This window comes from Pseudomonas triclosanedens (assembly GCF_026686735.1).
GTDB classification, from domain to species: domain Bacteria; phylum Pseudomonadota; class Gammaproteobacteria; order Pseudomonadales; family Pseudomonadaceae; genus Pseudomonas; species Pseudomonas triclosanedens.
This window is the reverse complement of sequence record NZ_CP113432.1, coordinates 5,241,391-5,261,770: the sequence shown is the minus strand read 5'-3', so window position 1 is coordinate 5,261,770 and position 20,380 is coordinate 5,241,391. Positions and strand designations below refer to the sequence as shown.

The window sequence follows — 20,380 nt, the reverse complement described above, 5'->3', positions numbered from 1 at the left end:
CTGCCGGTTCTTTCGTGAGGTTCAGTCTGTTTCGCCAGCGGTCGCCGGGAGTTCGACATAAACGCCCAGACCGCCGCCGTCGAGGCCCGGCTGCAGGCTGATGCGTCCGTGGTGGATTTCCACGATGCGCTTGACGATGGGCAGCCCCAGGCCGCTCCCGGAGCTGCTGGCGACGCTGGGGCTGCGATAGAAACGGGTGAATATCGCAGTGTGCTCGGCGGGCGCCACGCCGGGACCGTTGTCGCGCACGTGCAGCACCACATGGTCGTCCTCGCGGGCGAGGCTGACGGCCACACGGCCGTCTTCGGGGGTGTAGCGCAGGGCGTTGCTCACCAGGTTGGTGAGCATCACGCCGAGCCACAACGGTACGCCCATGACTTCGCTGCCCGGATGGTTGTCGAGGGTAAGTTCGATGCGCTTGTCGATGGCCTGGGGCGCCAGCTCCGCGATGGCTTCTTCGGCGAGCAGCCCCAGGTCGACCCGGCTGAAGGTTTCGTGCAGCTCCTCGCCGTCCAGGCGTGCCAGCAGCAGAATCTGCTCCATCAGCGAGCTGATGCGCTCTACGCTGCGGCTTACCTGTTGCAGGCCGTGGGCATGGGCGGCCGGGTCGGACGAGCGCAGCGCCACCTGGGCATGGGTACGCAGGCTGGCCAGCGGCGTGCGGATTTCGTGAGCGGCGTCGCTGGTCAGGCGGCGCTCGGCCTCCATTGCCGATTGCAGGCGCTCCAGCAGCAGGTTGAGTTCGTTGACCAGGCTGTGCACTTCCACCGGCGCGCGGCTCAGCGACAGTGGGTGCAGGCTGTGGGCGCCGCGCTGGTGAACCTGATCGATCAGGCTGCGCAACGGCGCGAGGCCCTGGCGTACGCCGAGCCATACCAGCACGAGGAATAGCGGCAGGGCAACCAGCAGAGGGAACAGTGCGCTGAACAGCAATAGGCGCAAGGTCTTGGAGCGGTAGTGCAGGTCTTCGAAGACCCAGATGCGCACGCCGTCCGCTCCCGACGAGGCGATCTGCAGGACGCGCCATTTCATGCCGTCCTGTTCGAGGTTGGAGAAGCCCAGGGGTTGCGCCTCGATGCCCGACGGCGGATGCCTGGTGGCAAGCAGGCGCTGTCCCTGGTACCAGATTGAGTAGCCGAGTGTGGCTTCGCGGCGGATCAGCGGCAGGCCCTCGATGGCCTTGCGGCTACGCGCGAGGATGTCGCCGGGTGGTGTGGGTTGCGCGTCTACCGAATCGGCAATATCCACCAGGCTGAGCGCGGCCTGGCCGAAGTCGATCATGTCCTGGTCGTAGAGGTGGTTCACCTGCTGGCGCGTCAGGTGATAGGTGAACACGCCGGCGATCAGCCAGCACAGCGAGATGCCGCCGATCAGCAACAGCAGCAGGCGGCGGTTGAGAGAGCCGGCGCGGCGCGGGGTTCCCGTCACGGCGTGGGGGATTCTGCGGGGCGGTCGATACCGTAGCCGATGCCGCGCACGGTGCGGATCAGGCCGTTGCCGAGCTTGCGCCGCAGATGATGGACATGGACCTCGATGGCATTGCTCTCCAGGTCGCCGTCCCAGCCGTAGAGCGCTTCCACCAGGCGGGTACGTGACAACACCTTGCCGCGCTGTTCCAGCAGCAGGCGCAGTAGCGCGTATTCGCGGGGAGCGAGATCGACTGAGGCGCCGGCGAGGGTCACCTGATGCGTGGCCGGGTCCAGTTGCAGCTCGCCGTGCTGCAGCAGTGGGGCTGCGCGTCCGGTGCGGCGGCGGGTGAGCGCGCGGACGCGGGCGAGCAGTTCGTCGAGATCGAAGGGCTTGGTGAGGTAGTCGTCCGCGCCTGCGTCGAGGCCGGCCACGCGGTCGGCGACCTTGTCGCGGGCGGTGAGGATCAGCACGGGGGTGAGGTCGCCGCGGCGGCGCAGGTTGCGCAGCACTTCCAGGCCGTCCTTGCGCGGCAGGCCGAGGTCGAGCACCAGCAGGTCGAATTCGTCGGTCTCCAGTGCCAGGTCGGCGGCCAGGCCATCGTTCACCCAGTCCACGGTGTCGCCCTCCAGGCTGAGTCCGGCTCGAATGCCGTCGCCCAGCAACTGGTCGTCTTCCGCCAGCAGGATTCTCATCGATGCCCCCTCAGCCGGTCCTGTGCAGCAGGATAGCCGGCGCTTCGCATTTCTGGCAGAGGGTGGCGGCGGTGGATTAAGGGCGGGTTAACGCATGCGCTCCGCCCATCCTGAGGCCCTAGGGCTTGGCGCGGGTCACCCGATCCACCAGGTAGACCACGCCGCGATAGTCGATGCCGCCGTGTGCGGACAGGCCGATCTCGCAGGTGCGGCTGGTAGATACGCCTTCCTCGCAGTACTGCACTGCATCCTTGAGTGTGCGCAGCGAATGGGCGTTGAGTTCCGGTGTGGTGAAGCCCTTGTCGCCGGCGAAACCGCAGCAGTGGATGCCTTCGGGGACCACCACCTCGCGGGTGCAGCGTTTGACCAGATCGATCAGCGCCTGGCTTTCGCCCAGGTGCTGAGTACTGCAGGTGACGTGTACGGCCACCGGTTTGTCCTGCGGCTGGAATTCCAGGCGCTCGACCAGATGGGTGCGGATGAACTTCACCGGGTCGTAAATCTTCAGCCGGGTGTCCGCCAGTTCCTGTACCAGGCGCAGGGTGCACGGGCTGGTGTCGCAGTAGATCGGGTCGAGCCCGCCACGGCTTGCGCGCAGCAGTTCGGCGAGCAGCTCGTCGCGCTTGGAGTCGGCCTGTGCCTTGTAGCCCTTGGAGGCGAAGGGCTGACCGCAGCAGAGGTTGTCGGCGTTGTCCGGGAAGACCACCTGATAGCCGGCTTTCTCCAGCAGTTGACGGGTCTTGTCGATCAGCGGTACCTGCTCCTCGTCGGCGGCCGCGGGGCCCATCGCCCGGGATACGCAGGCTGTCAGGTAGACCACGCGCGGGCGGCTGTCGTCGAGCGTGCGCGGCGGTGCCGACAGGCGCACCGGTTGCGGCATGGCGGGTGTCCATTGAGGGACGCGGCCCTTGCTCGCATGGCTGATGGAAGCGCTGACTCTCGCCAGGCGCGGCGCGCCGAGCAGCGTACGCGCGCCATTGGCGGCGTGCAGCATGAGGCGCGCGCCCTTCATCGCGGTGGCGAAGTTTCGTGCCAGCCAGGTGGCGGTAGCGGCGTGATGCGCGTCTTCGCCGCGCAATTTCCTGATCAGTTCGCCGGTGTTGATGTTCACTGGGCAGCGCTGGGCACACAGGCCGGTGGCGGCGCAGGTGTCGATGCCCTGGTACTGGTAGCCGCGTTCGAGCTCGGTGGTGTCGATGCCGGTACGGCGCCTGGCCTGGATGTCGCGCCACATGACGATGCGCTGGCGCGGGCTGAGGGTCAGCCCCCTGGACGGGCAGACCGGCTCGCAGAAACCGCATTCGATGCACTTGTCGACGATCTCGTCGGCGGCGGGCAGCGGCTTGAGGTTCTTCAGGTGCAGTTGCGGGTCGTCGGTGAGCACCACGCCGGGGTTGAGGATTCCGCTGGGGTCGAGCAGGCGCTTGAGTTGCCACATCAGTTGGTAGGCGTCGCGGCCCCACTCCAGCTCGACGAAGGGGGCCATGTTGCGCCCGGTGCCGTGCTCGGCCTTGAGCGAGCCGCCGTATTCCACGGCGACCAGGTGGGCGACGTCGTCCATGAAGGCCGAGTAGCGGGCGATCTGCTCCGGTGACTCGAAGCCCTGGGTGAAGACGAAGTGCAGGTTGCCTTCCAGCGCGTGGCCGAACAGGATGGCCTCGTCGTAACCGTGCCTGTCGAACAGTTCGATCAGGCGGTTCACGCCCTCCGCCAACTGCTCTACGGGGAAGGTGACGTCCTCGATGATCACCGTGGTGCCGGTCTCGCGCACCGCACCGACCGCCGGGAAGGTGTCCTTGCGGATGCGCCAGAGCTGGTTGTAGACCAGCGGGTCTTCGCTGAAGTCGACCTGTTTCTCCACCGGATAGTCGGCGATGGAGGCGCTGATCTGCGCGAGTTGCTCATGCAGCAGCGACTGGGTGGCCGCGCGGGACTCGATGAGCAATGCGCAGGCGCCAGCGGACAGGCTCTTCACCCACTCGGGCATGCCCTGCATGTTTTCCACCGAGCGCAAGCTGCGGCGATCCAGCAGCTCGACGGCGGATACCGGCTGCTGCTTGAGCACGGTCACTGCGTTGCAACAGGTCTCCACGTCGGGGAAGACGATCAGCGCGCTGGCCTTGTGCGGGTGGTCCGGCACGGTGTCGTAGGTTACCGCGCTGATGAAGCCGAGGGTACCTTCGGAGCCGACCATCAGGTGGGTGAGGATGTCCAGCGGTTCGTCGTAGTCGATCAGTGCGTTCAGCGACAGGCCGGTGGTGTTCTTGAGGCGGTACTTGTGGCGGATCTTCGCGGCCAGCTCGGTGTTGGCGCGAGTCTGCCGGCCCAGTTCGGCGAGCTGGTCGAGCAGGGCACCGTGACTTGCGCGGAAGGCTGCGACGCTTGCCGGCAGCTCGCTGTCGAGCAGGGTGCCGTCGGCCAGCAGCAGGCGCATGCCGGCCAGGGTGTGGTAGCTGTTCTGCGCCGTACCGCAGCACATGCCGCTGGCGTTGTTGGCGACGATGCCGCCGATCTTGCAGGCGTTGATCGAGGCCGGGTCGGGACCGATCTTGCGTCCGAAGGGCGCAAGCCAGGCGTTGGCCTGGGAGCCGATGACACCGGGCTGAAGACGGATCTGCGTGCCCCCGTCGCGAATGTCCCGGCCATTCCAGTTGTCCCCCAGCACCAGTAGTACCGAGTCGCTCACGGCCTGGCCGGAAAGGCTGGTGCCGGCGGCCCGGAAGGTCACTGCGACCTGTTGGGCGTGCGCCGCCTTGAGCAGGGTGGCGACTTCGTCCTCGCTTTCCACCCGGATCACCAGCTTGGGGATCAGCCGGTAGAAACTGGCGTCGGTGCCGAAGGCCAGGGTCGAGAGCGGGTCGTCGAAACGGCGCTCGCGCGGGATGAGGTGTTCTACCGTGTCGAGGAACGCGGCGGGCAGGCTCATGCAATCTCCTCGCGGGGCCGTGGCATCTGGCGCGCCGCGTACCCCGGTCAATCAGGCTGTGTTTCGTGGGGGCGTCGTTCAGGCGCCCAGTTCGCGCACCAGCGAATCCCTGGTGATCTCGCCGATGGTCTTGGCGCCGGTGAGTACCATTGCCACGCGCATTTCCTTGTCGAACAGGTCCAGCAGGTTCTTCACGCCGTCCTCGCCGTGGGTGGCCAGGGCGTAGAGGAAGGCGCGGCCGATGAGCACGGTATCCGCGCCGAGGGCGATCATGCGGACTACGTCCAGGCCGTTGCGGATGCCGGAGTCGGCGAGGATCTTCAGATCGCCCTTCACCGCGTCGGCAATCGCCGGCAGAGCGCGCGCACTGGAGAGTACGCCGTCGAGCTGGCGGCCACCGTGATTGGAGACGACGATGCCGTCGGCGCCGAATTTCACGGCATCCTTCGCGTCCTCGGGGTCGAGGATACCCTTGATGACCATCGGGCCATCCCAGAACTCGCGGATCCACTCCAGGTCCTTCCAGGAAATCGATGGGTCGAAGTTGGCGCCCAGCCAGCCGATGTAGTCGGCCAGGCCGGTGGGGTTGCCACGGTACTTGGAGATGTTGCCGAGGTCGTGCGGCTTGCCGAGCAGGCCGACATCCAGCGCCCATTGCGGATGCGTCATGGCTTGCCAGACGCGGCGCAACGGTGCGTTCGGGCCGCTCATGCCGGAGTGGGCGTCACGATAGCGCGCACCGGGCACCGGCATGTCGACGGTGAATACCAGTGTCGTGACGCCCGCGGCCTTGGCGCGCTCCAGGGCGTTGCGCATGAAGCCGCGGTCCTTCAGCACATAGAGCTGGAACCACATGGGGCGGTCGATCGCCGGGGCGACTTCCTCGATCGGGCAGACAGACACTGTGGACATAGTGAACGGGATGCCCTTGGCCGCCGCTGCGCGGGCCGCCTGTACCTCTCCGCGCCGGGCGTACATGCCGGTGAGGCCGACCGGAGCCAGGGCGACGGGTATGCTCAGCGTTTCGTCGAACAGCTTCGTCTGGAGGCTCAGCTCGGACATGTTCTTCAGTACACGCTGGCGCAGGGCGATGCCCGCCAGGTCGTCGACGTTGTTGCGCAGCGTGCGCTCGGCGTAGGCGCCGCCGTCGGCGTAGTGGAAGAGGAACGGTGGCAGCTTGCGTTGGGCTGCGGCGCGGTAGTCGGTAGAGGCAGAGATGATCATGGGGCTCTTCCGTTATTGAAAAGAGTTGGATCGAACGAGCGTCAGCGAGACCGGGTGAAACTGGCCGAGGGAGAAGCCTGCAAGTGAGTTGTACTCTCTCCGCTCTCCCTTCGGGCGGCACCGCAATGCACCAGGCGCAAGCGGCTTCCCGAGGCCATTTTCACGCAGCATCGCCGACGCGCAGCCGATCAAGTCACGGTCAGTGCACGAGCATGCCGGTGAAAATGTACGCCTGCGCCAGAGTGATCAGACCCACCATGGCTGCGAACATCAGACTGTGCTTGAGGGTGAAGCGGAACAGGTCGGACTCCTTGCCGACCATGCCGGTAGCAGCGCACGCCACGGCGATGGATTGCGGCGAGATCATCTTGCCGGTCACGCCACCGCTGGTGTTGGCGGCCACCAGCAGGGTGTCGTTGACCCCGATCTGGTGTGCGGTGGTGGACTGCAGCGAGCTGAACAGGGCGTTGGATGAGGTATCCGAACCGGTCAGGAACACGCCCAGCCAGCCGAGGAACGGCGAGAAGAACGGGAACGCCGCGCCGGTGCCGGCCAGGACAAGCGCCAGGGTGGTGGACATGCCCGAGTAGTTGGTGACGAAGGCGAAGGCCAGGACCATGCCGATGGAAAGGATCGGCCATTTGAGTTCGATCAGGGTTTCTTTGAAAGTGGTAAGACCAGTTTTCGCGCCAATGCGCAGAATGAACATCGACAGTACGGCGGAAAGGAAGATCGCGGTGCCGGTGGCCGATACCGGATCCAGCTTGAACACGGCGGCGATAGGCGTCGGGTTGGCGACGATCGGGGCGGTCTTCACTATCAGTTGGTCGAGGTGCGGAATCGGGAAGTTGAACACCAGGTTATACAGTGCGCCGCCCGGCGCAAACATGGCCTTGAACGGTTTCAGGGTCCAGATGGTGACCAGTACGGTCAGCACCAGGAAGGGCGACCAGGCCTTGAGGATTTCTCCGAAACTGTAGGGGGTGGGTTCGGCGCTGCGCGGGCCGTTACCGCCCAGGACGGCAGCGCCGCCAGCGGTGGCGACCACTTCACGCTCGCCGGCCGGCTGCCAGACTTTCAGGAACAGGGTCAGGGAAATCAGGCTGACCAGGGCGGAGGTGATGTCGGGCAGTTCCGGGCCGATGAAGTTGGAGGTGAAGTACTGGGTAATGGCGAAGCTGCCTCCGGCAACCAGCGCGGCCGGCCAGGTTTCCTTCACGCCTTTGAGGCCATCCATCATGAACACCAGCCAGAACGGCACGAGAATCGACAGGAACGGCAGTTGGCGGCCGGTCATTGCGCCGATCTTGAATGCGTCGATTCCGGTGACCTGGCCCGCCACTATGATCGGGATGCCGAGGGCGCCGAAGGCTACCGGTGCGGTATTGGCGATCAGGCACAGGCCGGCGGCATACAGCGGGTTGAAGCCCAGGCCGACCAGCAGTGCCGCGGTGATGGCCACCGGAGCGCCGAAGCCGGCGGCACCTTCAAGGAAGGCGCCGAAGGAGAAGCCGATCAGCAGGACTTGCAGGCGCTGGTCGCCGGTGATCGACAGTACCGAGCTGCGGATCACCTCGAACTGGCCGCTCTTGACTGTGAGTTTGTAGAGGAACACCGCTGCCACGATGATCCAGGCGATCGGCCATAGTCCGTAGGCGAAGCCATAGCCGGCGGCGGCGATGGCCATGTCGGCCGGCATGCCGAATGCGGCGATGGCGATGACGACAGAGAGGGCGAGAGTGATGCTGCCTGCGACGTGGCCCTTTAGGCGGAACACGGCAAGGGCGAGGAAGAAGAAGACGATCGGTACTACTGCGACCAGCGCCGACAGGCCAAGGCTGCCGAGCGGGGTGTAGATCTGCTGCCAGGTTTGCATCTGATTGGCTCCCTAATTGTTTTTGGGTGGAGGGCCTTGTTGCCGGTCGGGCGATTCCGTTGCGCTTGTGGCGCGCTGGCAGGCGGTCGACTGATCACGGCGTTGTAGTCGTGCAATCGGCTCGTTGATGGATTGGTAAGACCAATTTACAATGCCGAGCGCTCAGGGTAAAAGCCCTGCTGTCGGCGTGTCAATTTGCAGCACTGCAACTTTTGTCGATGGCGTCTCCTGTCGGGGGCCTGCGCTTGTTGTCGGTGGTGGGGATGGTTAGGCTGCCGCGCGTGACGTGCAGATAGCGTCGCAGAGGGTTTGGACGAAGGAGTCCGTGAAGATGAGTTTTGGTCAGGTCAAGCAGCGCCGTCTGTCGGACGACATCGTCGAACGCCTGGAGGCGATGATTCTGGAAGGCACCCTCAAGGCCGGCGAGCGGCTGCCCGCCGAGCGTGTGCTGTCCGAGCAGTTCGGGGTGTCACGGCCATCGCTGCGTGAGGCGATCCAGAAGCTGGCGGCCAAAGGGTTGCTGATCAGTCGCCAGGGGGGCGGCAACTATGTCAGCGAGGGGCTGGGCTCGATGTTCAGCGATCCACTGCTGCACTTGCTGGAGAGCAGTCCTGAAGCGCAGCGCGATTTGCTGGAGTTCCGCCATACGCTGGAGGGGGCGTGCGCCTACTACGCAGCGCTGCGGGCAACCGAGGTGGATCACCAGCGCCTGAAGCAGGCATTCGACACGCTGCAGGATTGCTACCAGCGCCAGGGCAAGGTCAGCCGGGCGGAAGAGGGTGCGGCGGACGCGGCCTTTCATTTGGCCATCGCCGAGGCCAGCCACAATGCCGTGCTGCTGCACACCATTCGCGGGCTGTTCGACCTGCTCAAGCGCAACGTGGTGACCAACATCGGCGGCATGTATGCGCAACGAGACGAGACTCGCGAGCAACTGATGCGTCAGCACCGCGACCTCTACGAGGCTATCGCGGCCGGGGAGGCGGAAGCGGCGCGGGAAATTTCCCAGCGGCACATCGACTACGTGCAGGAAGTGCTGGCCGAAGTGCAAGCGAAGGAGTTGCGCCTGCAGCGGGCACAGCGGCGTCAGGGGGCTATCGACGTATAGCCGGCGCGCGCCTTCGCATTGGCGGGCGCGCGAGGCTCAGTCATCCTTGCCGTGACGAATGGCGCGCTGGATTTCGCGGTTGGAGTCGCGCTCCTTCGCAGTATCGCGCTTGTCGTACTCCTTCTTGCCCTTGGCCAGTGCGATTTCGCACTTGATCAGGTGCTTCTTCCAGTACATCGACAACGCGACGCAGGCATAGCCCTTCTGCTGGACTGCGCCAAACAGCTTGCCCAGCTCGCGCTTGTGCAGCAGCAGCTTGCGGGTGCGCACTGGGTCGGCGATGACGTGCGTGCTGGCGGTGGTCAGCGGAGTGATGTGGCTGCCCAGCAGCCAGGCCTCTCCGTCCTTGAGCAGCACGTAACTGTCCACCAGCTGCGCCTTGCCGGCACGCAGGCTTTTGACTTCCCAGCCGGCCAGGGCGATTCCCGCCTCGAAGCGTTGCTCGATGAAGTAGTCGTGCAGAGCCTTCTTGTTCTGCGCGATGGTCCCCGAAGGGTGTTTCTTCTGTTTAGCCATAGGCCGCGCATTATAGGGAGTCGCTCGCCGCGCGGCTATCTGCGCATCGCTTGACGGGTGCGCAAGCTTGAGAGGGCGTGGCTAATCTCGGAGAATGCGCGCTGTTTTTTGATCAGAGGGTGCCCGGTAGGCGCCCCACAACACGAAGCGAGACGTCTATGAGCACGCATATCCAGCGTTCCGCGCTGCTGCCCTACCCGGCGAGGGCGCTGTACGATCTGGTCAACGATGTCGCGGGCTACCCGAAATTCCTGCCTTGGTGTTCGGCTGCAACCGTCCTTGAGGAGAGCGAAATGTCGATGCTCGCCGAGCTGACCGTAGCCAAGGGCAGCATTACCCAGCGTTTCACCACCAGGAACGTGTTGGTGCCGGGCGAGAGCATCGAGATGAATCTCGAAGAGGGGCCGTTTACCCAGCTGCACGGGGTGTGGACCTTCAAGGCGCTGGGCGACAAAGCCTGCAAGATATCCTTGGACCTGACCTTCGATTACGCCGGGGCGCTGGTCAAGGCGACTCTGGGGCCGCTGTTCACCCAGGCGGCGAACACGATGGTCGATGCTTTCTGCCAGCGCGCCAAGCAGCTGCATGGTTGAGCCGCGCAGTATTGTTGTCGAAGTGGCGTATGCGCTGCCGGAGCGCCAGTGCCTGCTGCGCCTGAGCGTGCCTTACGGTACGAGGATGCGCGAGGCGGTGCAGTTGTCCGGAATCGCCGTGCACTTTCCCGGCCTGGATGTGCAGAGTTGCCCGTTGGGGATATTCGGCAAGGCTGTGGCCAGGCCGGATGAGCGTGTGCTGGAAGAGGGGGAGCGGGTGGAGATCTACCGGCCACTGATCGCCGATCCGAAGGAGGTGCGCAAGCAGCGCGCCGCTCGAGCGAAGGCCGCGAGAGGCTGAACGCGGAAAACGAAAAAGCCCGGCGTTGGCCGGGCTTTTTTCGTTGTTGAATCCGCTTACTGCGGGTTCTTGTCGAGCGGTTCGGGGGTGGGAACGGGCACGGTCTCCACCTGATCCACTTCGCGCTGGATCTGTTCTTCCACGGAGCCGGGCTTGGCCGGTTCGTCCTTGGGCTGTTCGGGCTGTTGCTGGGCCGGCTGCGACGGCGTGGTGGCCGGAGTGCCTTCCTTGCCGAGAATCGATTCGTCGCGGCTGACGCCGGGCATGAAGTCGCCGTTCAGGCCGATGAGTTGGTCGTTTGCGCCGAAGTACAGGCTCATGCGTTCCTGCTGGCGCTGACCGCCGCCGGGCTGGATGCTGTACAGGTAATCCCAGCGATTGGGGTGGAACGTGTCGACGATCAGCGGGTTGCCCATGATAAACCGCACTTGGCGTCGGGTCATTCCGGGCTTCAACTGGTCTATCATGTCCTGCGTTACGACGTTGCCCTGCTGGATGTCGATTTTGTAAACCCCCGGGAAAGAACAACCGGCGAGTGCGGCAAGTCCCAGCGCGAAAGCGAGACTGGTCAGCATGAGCTTAGCGTTTTGCATCGGGGGGTGACTTCCACTATCTTGGCTGAGCGACGAAATCCCGATCATACCTGCATTGAGGGAAGCTGCGAAGCATCCCGCGCCGAGAAAGCACACATGGTTGAAAATAGCGAACTGCGCAAAGCCGGACTGAAGGTCACGCTGCCGCGCGTCAAGATCCTCCAGATGCTCGATTCCGCCGAGCAGCGCCACATGAGCGCGGAGGATGTCTATAAAGCGCTGATGGAGGCTGGCGAGGACGTAGGCCTGGCAACCGTATATCGCGTGCTGACCCAGTTCGAGGCCGCGGGCCTGGTGGTTCGTCACAACTTCGACGGTGGCCACGCGGTGTTCGAGCTGGCCGACAGCGGCCACCACGATCACATGGTCTGCGTCGATACCGGCGAGGTCATTGAGTTCATGGACTCCGAGATCGAGAAGCGCCAGAAGGAAATCGTCAAGGAGCGTGGCTTCGAGCTGGTCGATCACAATCTGGTGCTGTACGTGCGCAAGAAAAAATAAGCGTACGCAGCAATGAAAACGGCGACCCTGGGGTCGCCGTTTTCGTTACCGGCTATGCCGTGGCAGGCATCAGTCCTGCACGGCCGAGTCGACCATCTTGCGCGCGTGGGCCAGGGACTCCTTGGTCAGGTCGACCCCGCCCAGCATTCGCGCGATCTCTTCGACGCGCTCGGCTTTCTTCAGGTTGGCCACCGCCGTGCGGGTCTCGCTGCTGCCGCGGTCCTTGTGTACAAAGAGATGCTGGTGCCCCTGTGCGGCGACCTGTGGCAGGTGCGTGACGGTAAGGACCTGGCCGCGCTCGCCCAGGCGGCGCAGCAATTGGCCGACCACCTCGGCGGTGGGGCCGCCGATGCCGACGTCCACTTCGTCGAATACCAGGGTGGGCGTGCGCGAGGTCTGTGCGGTGATTACCTGGATCGCCAGGCTTATGCGGGACAGCTCGCCGCCCGAGGCGACCTTCGCCAGACCTTTCAGCGGTTGGCCCGGGTTGGCGCTGACCAGGAACTCCAGCAGCTCCAGGCCGTTCATGTTCGGCTCTTCTTGCGGCACGCTGCGCAGTTCGATGGAGAAGCGCCCGCCCGGCATGCCCAGGCGCTGCATTTCGACTTCCACGGCCTTTGCAAGTTGCGGGGCGGCTGACTGGCGCATCTGGCTGAGTTCCGCGGCCTTTTCCTGGTAGTGGCGGGAGTAGGCGGCGAGTTCATCGCCCAGCCTCTCAATGGCTTCGTCGTCTGCATTGAGCGCTTCGAGCTCGTCCAGCAGGCGCTGTTGCAGGTCCTGCAGTTCGTGGGGCTGCACCCGGTGCTTGCGGGCCAGGCTGTAGATCGCGTCCATGCGTTCTTCGAGCTGCTGCAGGCGCATGGGGTCGGCGTCGAAGTGATCGACGAAGCGATTCAGCTCGCCAATGGCTTCTTCCACCTGGATCTGTGCGCTTGAAAGCAGGTTCACGGCTTCGTTCAGAGCGGCTGGCTGGCTCTGGAAGGCGGTAAGCCGGTTGAGGCTGGAGGTGAGGGCGGACAGGACGTTGCCGGCATCGCTCTCGCTGCACAACTCGACCACTTGGCGGCAGGCGGCGATCAGGTTGCCGGCATTGCTCTGGGTCTTGTGTTCGGCTTCGAGCTGCTCCAGTTCATTCTCGCCCAAACCGAGGTTTTCCAGTTCTTCCAGTTGGTAGCTGAGCAATTGGTGGCGGGCGCGCTGTTCGTCGCCGCTGCGCGACAGGCGATCCAGTTCCTGGCGGGTCTGCTTCCAGCGCTGCGCTGCCAGTTGCACCTGGCGTGCCAGGTCCTGGCTGCCTGCGTATTCGTCGAGCAGGCGGCGGTGCGTGTCGGCCTTCAGCAACGACTGGTGCTCGTGCTGGCTATGGATGTCGATGAGCAGCTCGCCCAGGTGCTTGAGGTCGCCCAATGGGCAGGGCGTGCCGTTGATGTAGGCGCGGGAGCGGCCTTCGGCGGTGATGACTCGCCGCAGGATGCAGGGGCCGTCCTGTTCCAGGTCGCGTTCGGCGAGCCAGTCGCGGGCTTCGGCAATGGCGCTGACATCGAAGCTCGCGAGAATGTCTGCCTTGTCGGCGCCGGGGCGCACCACGCCGCTGTCGGCGCGGTCGCCCAGGGCCAGGCCGAGGGCGTCGAGCATGATCGACTTGCCGGCGCCGGTTTCGCCGGTGATCACGGTCATGCCGGCGGCGAGCTCGAGATCGAGGTGCTCGACGATGGCGTAGTTGTGCACGGACAGGTGAACCAGCATGGGTGGCGGCTCCAGAGAGTTGTCTGGTTATTTATACAGTATTTTTTACCGCTGGCAATTCTCTCTCCTGCCCTTGAAGAAGCCGAATCGCGCCCCATATAGACGGCAGAGCCGCGGACCTTGGGGTTCGCTTTGTTTTCAAAGGCTTATTTTCTTTTTAGGAGAGAGGCATGTCTGACGAACAACAGACTCAGGATTCCCAGTTCAACGAGCAGCCGGATACCGGCGCTGCCGAGGACCTGAACGCCCGCGTGCTGGAGCTGGAAGAACAGGTTGCCGCGGCGAAGGATCAGAGCCTGCGTGCTGTCGCTGAATTGCAGAACGTCCGCCGCCGTGCCGAGCAGGATGTGGAGAAGGCACACAAGTTCGCTCTGGAGAAGTTCTCCGGCGACCTGCTGCCGATTGTCGATACCCTCGAGCGCGCGCTGGAGATGTCGAGCCCGGACGACGAGGCGATCAAGCCGATGCGTGAAGGGATCGAGCTGACCCTCAAGATGTTCCACGATACCCTCAAGCGCTACAACCTGGAGCCGGTCGACCCGCACGGCGAGCCGTTCAACCCCGAGCATCACCAGGCGATGGCGATGGAGGAGTGCGTGCACCTGGAGCCTGGCAGCGTAGTCAAGGTGTTCCAGAAGGGGTATCTGCTCAATGGCCGCCTGTTGCGTCCGGCGATGGTCGTGGTCAGCAAGGCACCCGAACAAACTCCGCCCTCGATCGACGAGAAGGCTTGAAATCCACCACCCGGTCCCCATCTGGGTAATCAACCGAGCAGAAGACCCGCAGCAGGGTTAGCGCGGAATCTAATTTCTGGAGAGTGAATATGGGCAAAATCATTGGTATTGACCTGGGGACCACCAACTCCTGTGTGTCCATCCTGGAGAATGGTAACGTCAAGGTCATCGAGAACGCCGAAGGCGCTCGTACCACCCCGTCGATCATCGGCTATGCCAATGACGGCGAAATCCTGGTTGGCCAGCCGGCGAAGCGCCAGGCCGTCACCAACCCGAAGAACACCCTGTACGCGGTCAAGCGCCTGATCGGCCGTCGCTTCGAAGAAGACGTCGTACAGAAAGACATCAAGATGGTGCCCTACAGCATCGTCAAGGCTGACAACGGCGACGCATGGGTCGAGGCCAAGGGCCAGAAAATGGCTCCGCCGCAGGTTTCCGCCGAAGTCCTGAAGAAGATGAAGAAGACCGCCGAGGATTATCTGGGCGAGCCGGTCACCGAAGCGGTCATTACCGTTCCGGCCTACTTCAACGACAGCCAGCGCCAGGCTACCAAGGATGCCGGTCGCATCGCCGGCCTCGACGTCAAGCGGATCATCAACGAGCCGACCGCTGCTGCGCTGGCCTATGGCCTGGACAAGGCCAAGGGTGACCACACCATCATCGTCTACGACCTGGGTGGCGGTACCTTCGACGTTTCCGTGATCGAGATTGCGGAAGTCGATGGCGAGCACCAGTTCGAAGTGCTGGCCACCAACGGTGACACCTTCCTGGGGGGCGAAGACTTCGACCTGCGCCTGATCGACTACCTCGTCGAGGAGTTCAAGAAAGAGTCCGGCATGGACCTCAAGGGCGACCCGCTGGCCATGCAGCGCCTGAAGGAAGCTGCCGAGAAGGCCAAGATCGAGCTGTCCTCGACCCAGCAGACCGATGTCAACCTGCCGTATGTCACCGCTGACGCCAGCGGCCCGAAACACCTTAACGTGAAGGTGTCCCGCGCCAAGCTGGAGTCCCTGGTGGAGGACCTGGTTGCCCGCACCATCGAGCCGTGCCGCGTTGCGCTGAAAGATGCAGGCCTGGACGTCTCGAAGATCGACGAAGTGATCTTGGTGGGCGGCCAGACCCGCATGCCGCTGGTGCAGAAGACTGTTGCCGAGTTCTTCGGCAAGGAAGCACGCAAGGACGTAAACCCGGACGAAGCCGTAGCGATGGGTGCTGCCATTCAGGGCGCCGTCCTGGCCGGTGATGTGAAGGACGTGCTGCTGCTGGACGTTACTCCGCTGACCCTGGGTATCGAAACCCTCGGCGGCGTGATGACTGCGCTGATCGACAAGAACACCACCATTCCGACCAAGAAGTCGCAGGTGTTCTCCACTGCCGATGACAACCAGGGCGCGGTGACCATTCACGTTCTGCAGGGTGAGCGCAAGCAGGCCGGTCAGAACAAGTCGCTGGGCAAGTTCGACCTGGCCGATATCCCGCCGGCTCCGCGCGGTGTGCCGCAGATCGAAGTGACCTTCGACATCGACGCCAACGGCATCCTGCACGTCAGCGCTAAGGACAAGGCTACCGGCAAGCAGCAGTCCATCGTTATCAAGGCTTCCTCCGGTCTTTCCGAGGATGAGATTCAGCAGATGGTGCGCGACGCCGAGGCCAACGCCGAGGAGGATCGCAAGTTCGAGGAATTGGCCGCTGCCCGCAACCAGGGCGATGCGCTGGTCCATGCGACTCGCAAGATGATCACCGAGGCCGGCGACAAGGCTACCGCTGAAGAGAAGGCAGCCATCGAGAAGGCGTTGGGTGAGCTGGAAGTTGCCGTGAAGGGTGACGACAAGGCTGAGATCGAGGCCAAGATGAATGCGCTGTCCCAGGCATCCACCCCGTTGGCTCAGAAGATGTACGCCGAACAGCCGCAGCCTGGTGCTGCCGCTCAGGGCGAGGCCGCTGACGACAAGGCAGGCGACGATGTCGTTGACGCCGAGTTCGAAGAGGTCAAGGAGAACAAGTAAGCCGCGTGCTTGCTTCCGCTCCGGCGCACCGACCAGCGTGTCGGTGCGCATGAAACGTCACGCGGGGGCTTGCTCCCGCGTTGGCGTGTCTGGGGGAGAGGTTTTCAAGGTGCAGATAATTTATGGCCAAACGTGATTTTTACGAGGTACTGGGTGTCGAGCGTGGTGCCAGTGAGGCGGACCTGAAGAAGGCCTATCGCCGGCTGGCCATGAAGTACCACCCGGACCGCAATCCCGGCGACAAGGAGGCCGAGGACAAATTCAAGGAGGCTAACGAGGCGTACGAGGTCCTCTCCGACGCCAGCAAGCGCGCGGCCTACGATCAGTACGGCCATGCCGGCGTCGACCCGCAGATGGGTGGCGGTGGCGCGGGCTTCGGCGGGGCGAGCTTCTCTGACATCTTCGGCGACGTCTTCAGCGATTTCTTCGGTGGTGGCGGTCGTGGCGGCTCCCGTGGCGGCCCGCAGCGTGGCGCTGACCTGCGCTATACGCTCGACCTGGATCTGGAAGACGCGGTGCGCGGTACCACCGTTACCATTCGCGTGCCTACGCTGGTCGGCTGCAAGACCTGCAACGGCAGTGGCGCCAAGCCCGGCACCTCTCCGGTGACCTGTACCACCTGTGGCGGTATCGGCCAGGTGCGCATGCAGCAGGGTTTCTTCTCGGTTCAGCAGACCTGCCCGCGCTGCCACGGCAGCGGCAAGATGATTTCCGATCCGTGTGGCTCCTGTCATGGTCAGGGGCGCGTGGAAGAGCACAAGACCCTGTCGGTGAAAGTGCCGGCCGGTGTCGATACCGGTGATCGCATTCGCCTGACCGGCGAAGGCGAGGCTGGTGCCCACGGCGGTCCTGCGGGCGATCTGTATGTCGTGGTGAATGTGCGCGAACACGACATCTTCCAGCGCGATGGCAAGCACCTGTACTGCGAAGTGCCGATCAGCTTCGCCGATGCCGCGCTTGGCGGTGAACTGGAGGTGCCGACGCTCGATGGCCGTGTGAAGCTGAAGATCCCCGAGGGAACCCAGACCGGCAAGCTGTTCCGCCTGCGCGGCAAGGGGGTTGCGCCGGTTCGTGGCGGTGGCGCCGGCGATCTGATGTGTCGCGTGGTGGTTGAGACGCCGGTGAACCTGGATAAGCGTCAGCGCGAGTTGCTCGAGGAGTTTCGCAATACGCTGCAGGGCAACGCCTCCCATTCGCCCAAGGCCAGTGGCTGGTTCGAGGGCATGAAGCGCTTCTTCGACGATCTATGACCAAAGGCCCTGGGTGGCTAGAGCGGCCTGGGGCTTTCTAGCTTGGAGCTGTTTTATATGCGACGTATAGCCGTAATGGGCGCCGCCGGGCGCATGGGCAAGACCCTGATCGAGGCAGTGCAGCAGACCGGCGGCAGCGCCGGCCTGACTGCGGCGATCGATCGTCCGGACAGCACCCTGGTCGGTGCCGATGCGGGTGAGTTGGCCGGCCTGGGGCGAATCGGCGTACCGCTGTCGGGCGACCTGGCCAAGGTGGTGGATGAGTTCGACGTGCTGATCGATTTTACCCATCCCACCGTCACCCTGAAGAATCTGGAAATCTGCCGCAAGGCGGGCAAGGGCATGATCATCGGCACCACCGGTTTCACGGCTGAGGAGAAGGGGCTGCTGAACGAGGCCGCCAAGGATATTCCGATTGTCTTCGCCGCCAACTACAGCGTCGGCGTTAACCTCTGTCTGAAGCTGCTCGACACTGCCGCACGCGTGCTGGGCGACGATGTGGACATCGAAATCCTCGAGGCGCACCACCGTCACAAGGTGGATGCTCCCTCCGGCACCGCGCTGCGCATGGGCGAAGTCGTTGCCAATGCGCTGGGGCGCGATCTCGAGAAAGTCGCCGTATACGGTCGCGAAGGCCAGACCGGCGCGCGTCCGCGCGAAACCATAGGCTTTGCTACTGTGCGCGCCGGTGATGTGGTGGGCGATCACACTGTGCTGTTCGCCGCCGATGGAGAGCGCGTCGAGATCACCCACAAGGCGTCGAGCCGCATGACCTTCGCCCGTGGTGCGGTGCGTGCAGCTCAATGGCTGGAAGGGCAGGCCAATGGCCTGTACGACATGCAGGACGTGCTCGGGCTGCGTTGAGCGCGCGATGCGCTTTGCGGTTATGCCGTACGTCGTGCAAAAGGTGGACCATGATGTCGCTTTTCTGTAAACTACAGCTTTAGTGTGTCCACTAAAAGCAGCGCAGCATGATCACATAAAAAGCGGGATGACTTCTTCTGATGTCATCCCGCTTTTTTACAATCTGCGCACGCCCAGCCAGGCTTGAACTACGGGAGGTCTTCTTGACTAAGCCAGCCATACTTGCACTTGCCGACGGCAGCGTTTTTCGCGGTGAAGCCATCGGCGCCGACGGCCAGACCGTCGGAGAGGTGGTGTTCAACACCGCCATGACCGGCTACCAGGAAATCCTCACCGATCCTTCCTACGCCCAACAGATCGTCACCCTGACCTATCCGCACATTGGCAACACCGGCACCACGCCGGAAGACGCCGAGTCGAACAAGGTCTGGGCCGCTGGCCTGATCATCCGCGACCTGCCCCTGCTGTCCAGCAGTTGGCGCGACAAGCAGTCCCTGCCGGATTACCTGAAAGCCAACGGTACCGTCGCCATCGCCGGTATCGACACCCGCCGCCTGACCCGCATCCTGCGCGAGAAGGGGTCGCAGAACGGCTGCATCCTGGCTGGCGACGACGCCACCGAGGAAAAAGCCCTTGAACTGGCGCGCGCTTTCCCTGGCCTGAAGGGCATGGACCTGGCGAAAGTCGTTTCCTCCACCGAGCGCTATGAGTGGCGTTCCAGCGTGTGGAGCCTGGAGACCGACAGTCATCCGGAAATCGCCGCTGCGGACCTGCCATACCACGTAGTCGCCTATGACTTCGGCGTGAAGCTGAATATCCTGCGCATGTTGGTTGCCCGCGGTTGCCGCCTGACCGTCGTACCGGCGCAGACCCCGGCCAGCGAAGTGCTCGCGCTGAATCCTGACGGCATCTTCCTCTCCAATGGCCCAGGCGACCCCGAGCCGTGCGACTACGCCATCCAGGCTATCCGGGAGTTCCTGGATACCGAGATTCCGGTATTCGGCATCTGCCTTGGCCATCAGTTGCTGGCCCTGGCGTCCGGCGCCAAGACCCTGAAGATGGGGCACGGCCACCACGGTGCCAACCATCCGGTACAGGACCTGGATTCGGGTGTGGTGATGATCACCAGCCAGAACCACGGTTTTGCCGTGGACGAGGCGAGCATGCCCTCCAACCTGCGTGCAACCCACAAGTCGCTGTTCGACGGCACCCTGCAGGGCATCGAGCGCACCGACAAGGTAGCCTTCAGCTTCCAGGGACACCCGGAAGCCAGCCCCGGTCCGCACGACGTGGCCCCGCTGTTCGACCGCTTCATCGCGGCGATGGCCGAGCGCCGCTGAGTCCGGCCTAGTCCGAACTAGACGGAAGAGGTAGAAGAAGATGATGCCGACCCTGGGAATCACCGACCTCTGGACCTACGTCCTGGGTACGTTGTTCATCGTCCTGCTGCCGGGGCCGAACTCGCTGTTCGTCCTTGCCACTGCCGCCCAGCGCGGCGTGGCCTCGGGCTATCGGGCGGCGAGCGCGGTGTTCCTCGGCGATGCGATCCTGATGTTCCTGTCGGCGCTGGGCATCGCCTCGGTCCTGAAGGCCGAGCCGATGCTGTTCCTGGGGCTGAAGTACGTCGGCGCCGCCTACCTGTTCTACCTGGGTATCGGCATGCTCCGTGGCGGCTGGCAGAAACTGCGCCAGCCACTGACGGAAGCCGCGGCTCCGGCCAAGGAAGTGGACGTCAACCAGCCGTTCCGCAAGGCGCTGCTGCTGAGCCTGTCCAATCCCAAGGCGATCCTCTTCTTCATTTCCTTCTTCATCCAGTTCGTCGACCCGGGATACGCCTACCCCGGCCTGTCGTTCCTGGTGCTGGGTACGATCCTTGAGATCATCAGCGCCCTGTATCTGAGTTTCCTGATTTTCTCCGGTGTGCGTCTGGCGGCCTGGTTCCGTCGGCGGCAACGGCTGGCTGCCGGCGCTTCGAGCGGCGTCGGCGCCCTGTTCGTCGGCTTTGGCGTGAAGCTGGCCAGCGCAACCCTTTCCTGAATA

Annotated in this window: 18 protein-coding genes; 10 read left to right on the top strand and 8 right to left on the bottom strand. The window is 63.9% G+C overall.

What is annotated here, in order from left to right:
* Nucleotides 1-21: 21 nt before the first annotated feature.
* The 5 genes from OU419_RS24365 to OU419_RS24345 all read right to left on the bottom strand — a co-directional run bounded on the left by OU419_RS24365 (nucleotide 22) and on the right by OU419_RS24345 (nucleotide 8,128).
* Nucleotides 22-1,428: a sensor histidine kinase gene (locus OU419_RS24365; RefSeq protein WP_254472528.1), complete on the bottom strand. Its 1,407-nt coding sequence runs from the start codon at nucleotides 1,426-1,428 to the stop codon at nucleotides 22-24.
* Nucleotides 1,425-2,102: a response regulator gene (locus OU419_RS24360; RefSeq protein WP_254472529.1), complete on the bottom strand. Its 678-nt coding sequence runs from the start codon at nucleotides 2,100-2,102 to the stop codon at nucleotides 1,425-1,427. The genes OU419_RS24365 and OU419_RS24360 overlap by 4 nt, the downstream gene beginning before the upstream one ends.
* Before the next feature lie 118 nt (nucleotides 2,103-2,220).
* The gene (locus OU419_RS24355; RefSeq protein WP_254472530.1) at nucleotides 2,221-5,028 is read right to left on the bottom strand and encodes an FAD-binding and (Fe-S)-binding domain-containing protein; all 2,808 of its coding nucleotides are present in this window, start codon (nucleotides 5,026-5,028) and stop codon (nucleotides 2,221-2,223) included.
* 78 nt (nucleotides 5,029-5,106) lie between these two features.
* Nucleotides 5,107-6,252, bottom strand: a complete 1,146-nt coding sequence (lldD, locus tag OU419_RS24350) for an FMN-dependent L-lactate dehydrogenase LldD (protein ID WP_254472531.1) — start codon at nucleotides 6,250-6,252, stop codon at nucleotides 5,107-5,109.
* Nucleotides 6,253-6,451: 199 nt separating this feature from the next.
* Nucleotides 6,452-8,128: a lactate permease LctP family transporter gene (locus tag OU419_RS24345; protein WP_254472532.1), complete on the bottom strand. Its 1,677-nt coding sequence runs from the start codon at nucleotides 8,126-8,128 to the stop codon at nucleotides 6,452-6,454.
* Between the two features lie 331 nt (nucleotides 8,129-8,459).
* Between OU419_RS24345 and OU419_RS24340 the strand changes: the two genes are divergently transcribed.
* Nucleotides 8,460-9,236 carry an FCD domain-containing protein gene (locus OU419_RS24340; RefSeq protein ID WP_254472533.1) on the top strand — a complete coding sequence of 259 codons (777 nt, stop codon included), beginning with the start codon at nucleotides 8,460-8,462 and terminating at the stop codon, nucleotides 9,234-9,236.
* Nucleotides 9,237-9,272: 36 nt separating this feature from the next.
* Here OU419_RS24340 and smpB read toward each other — a convergent pair whose 3' ends face one another.
* Nucleotides 9,273-9,752 carry an SsrA-binding protein SmpB gene (gene smpB, locus OU419_RS24335; protein ID WP_254472534.1) on the bottom strand — a complete coding sequence of 160 codons (480 nt, stop codon included), beginning with the start codon at nucleotides 9,750-9,752 and terminating at the stop codon, nucleotides 9,273-9,275.
* Between the two features lie 158 nt (nucleotides 9,753-9,910).
* Between smpB and OU419_RS24330 the strand changes: the two genes are divergently transcribed.
* On the top strand, nucleotides 9,911-10,345 hold the full coding sequence (locus OU419_RS24330) for a type II toxin-antitoxin system RatA family toxin (RefSeq protein WP_254472535.1): 435 nt from the start codon (nucleotides 9,911-9,913) through the stop codon (nucleotides 10,343-10,345).
* Nucleotides 10,338-10,646 (top strand): RnfH family protein, encoded by a 309-nt coding sequence (locus OU419_RS24325; RefSeq protein ID WP_254472536.1) that lies wholly within the window; start codon nucleotides 10,338-10,340, stop codon nucleotides 10,644-10,646. The genes OU419_RS24330 and OU419_RS24325 overlap by 8 nt, the downstream gene beginning before the upstream one ends.
* Before the next feature lie 56 nt (nucleotides 10,647-10,702).
* Here OU419_RS24325 and OU419_RS24320 read toward each other — a convergent pair whose 3' ends face one another.
* Complete coding sequence (locus OU419_RS24320) at nucleotides 10,703-11,239, bottom strand: outer membrane protein assembly factor BamE (RefSeq protein ID WP_254472537.1); 537 nt, start codon at nucleotides 11,237-11,239, stop codon at nucleotides 10,703-10,705.
* A gap of 96 nt (nucleotides 11,240-11,335) precedes the next feature.
* Here OU419_RS24320 and fur point away from each other — a divergent pair, with 96 nt between their 5' ends.
* Nucleotides 11,336-11,740 (top strand): ferric iron uptake transcriptional regulator, encoded by a 405-nt coding sequence (gene fur / locus OU419_RS24315; RefSeq protein WP_009613072.1) that lies wholly within the window; start codon nucleotides 11,336-11,338, stop codon nucleotides 11,738-11,740.
* 69 nt (nucleotides 11,741-11,809) lie between these two features.
* Here the strand turns inward: fur and recN are convergent, their stop codons facing one another.
* Entirely contained in the window at nucleotides 11,810-13,486 is a 1,677-nt protein-coding gene (gene recN, locus OU419_RS24310; protein ID WP_254472538.1) for a DNA repair protein RecN, read from the bottom strand.
* Nucleotides 13,487-13,656: 170 nt separating this feature from the next.
* Between recN and grpE the strand changes: the two genes are divergently transcribed.
* The 6 genes from grpE (at nucleotide 13,657) to leuE (ending at nucleotide 20,377) form a co-directional block, all read left to right on the top strand.
* A complete protein-coding gene (gene grpE / locus OU419_RS24305; RefSeq protein ID WP_254472539.1) occupies nucleotides 13,657-14,220 on the top strand; it encodes a nucleotide exchange factor GrpE in 564 nt (187 codons plus the stop codon).
* An 89-nt stretch (nucleotides 14,221-14,309) separates the two neighbouring features.
* Nucleotides 14,310-16,226, top strand: coding sequence for a molecular chaperone DnaK (dnaK, locus tag OU419_RS24300; protein ID WP_254472540.1), 1,917 nt, complete (start codon nucleotides 14,310-14,312; stop codon nucleotides 16,224-16,226).
* Between the two features lie 122 nt (nucleotides 16,227-16,348).
* Entirely contained in the window at nucleotides 16,349-17,476 is a 1,128-nt protein-coding gene (gene dnaJ / locus OU419_RS24295; RefSeq protein ID WP_254472541.1) for a molecular chaperone DnaJ, read from the top strand.
* Between the two features lie 57 nt (nucleotides 17,477-17,533).
* Nucleotides 17,534-18,340, top strand: a complete 807-nt coding sequence (gene dapB, locus OU419_RS24290) for a 4-hydroxy-tetrahydrodipicolinate reductase (RefSeq protein ID WP_254472542.1) — start codon at nucleotides 17,534-17,536, stop codon at nucleotides 18,338-18,340.
* A 203-nt stretch (nucleotides 18,341-18,543) separates the two neighbouring features.
* Nucleotides 18,544-19,680: a glutamine-hydrolyzing carbamoyl-phosphate synthase small subunit gene (gene carA / locus OU419_RS24285; protein ID WP_254472543.1), complete on the top strand. Its 1,137-nt coding sequence runs from the start codon at nucleotides 18,544-18,546 to the stop codon at nucleotides 19,678-19,680.
* 43 nt (nucleotides 19,681-19,723) lie between these two features.
* Entirely contained in the window at nucleotides 19,724-20,377 is a 654-nt protein-coding gene (gene leuE, locus OU419_RS24280; protein WP_254472630.1) for a leucine efflux protein LeuE, read from the top strand.
* Nucleotides 20,378-20,380 lie beyond the last annotated feature (3 nt).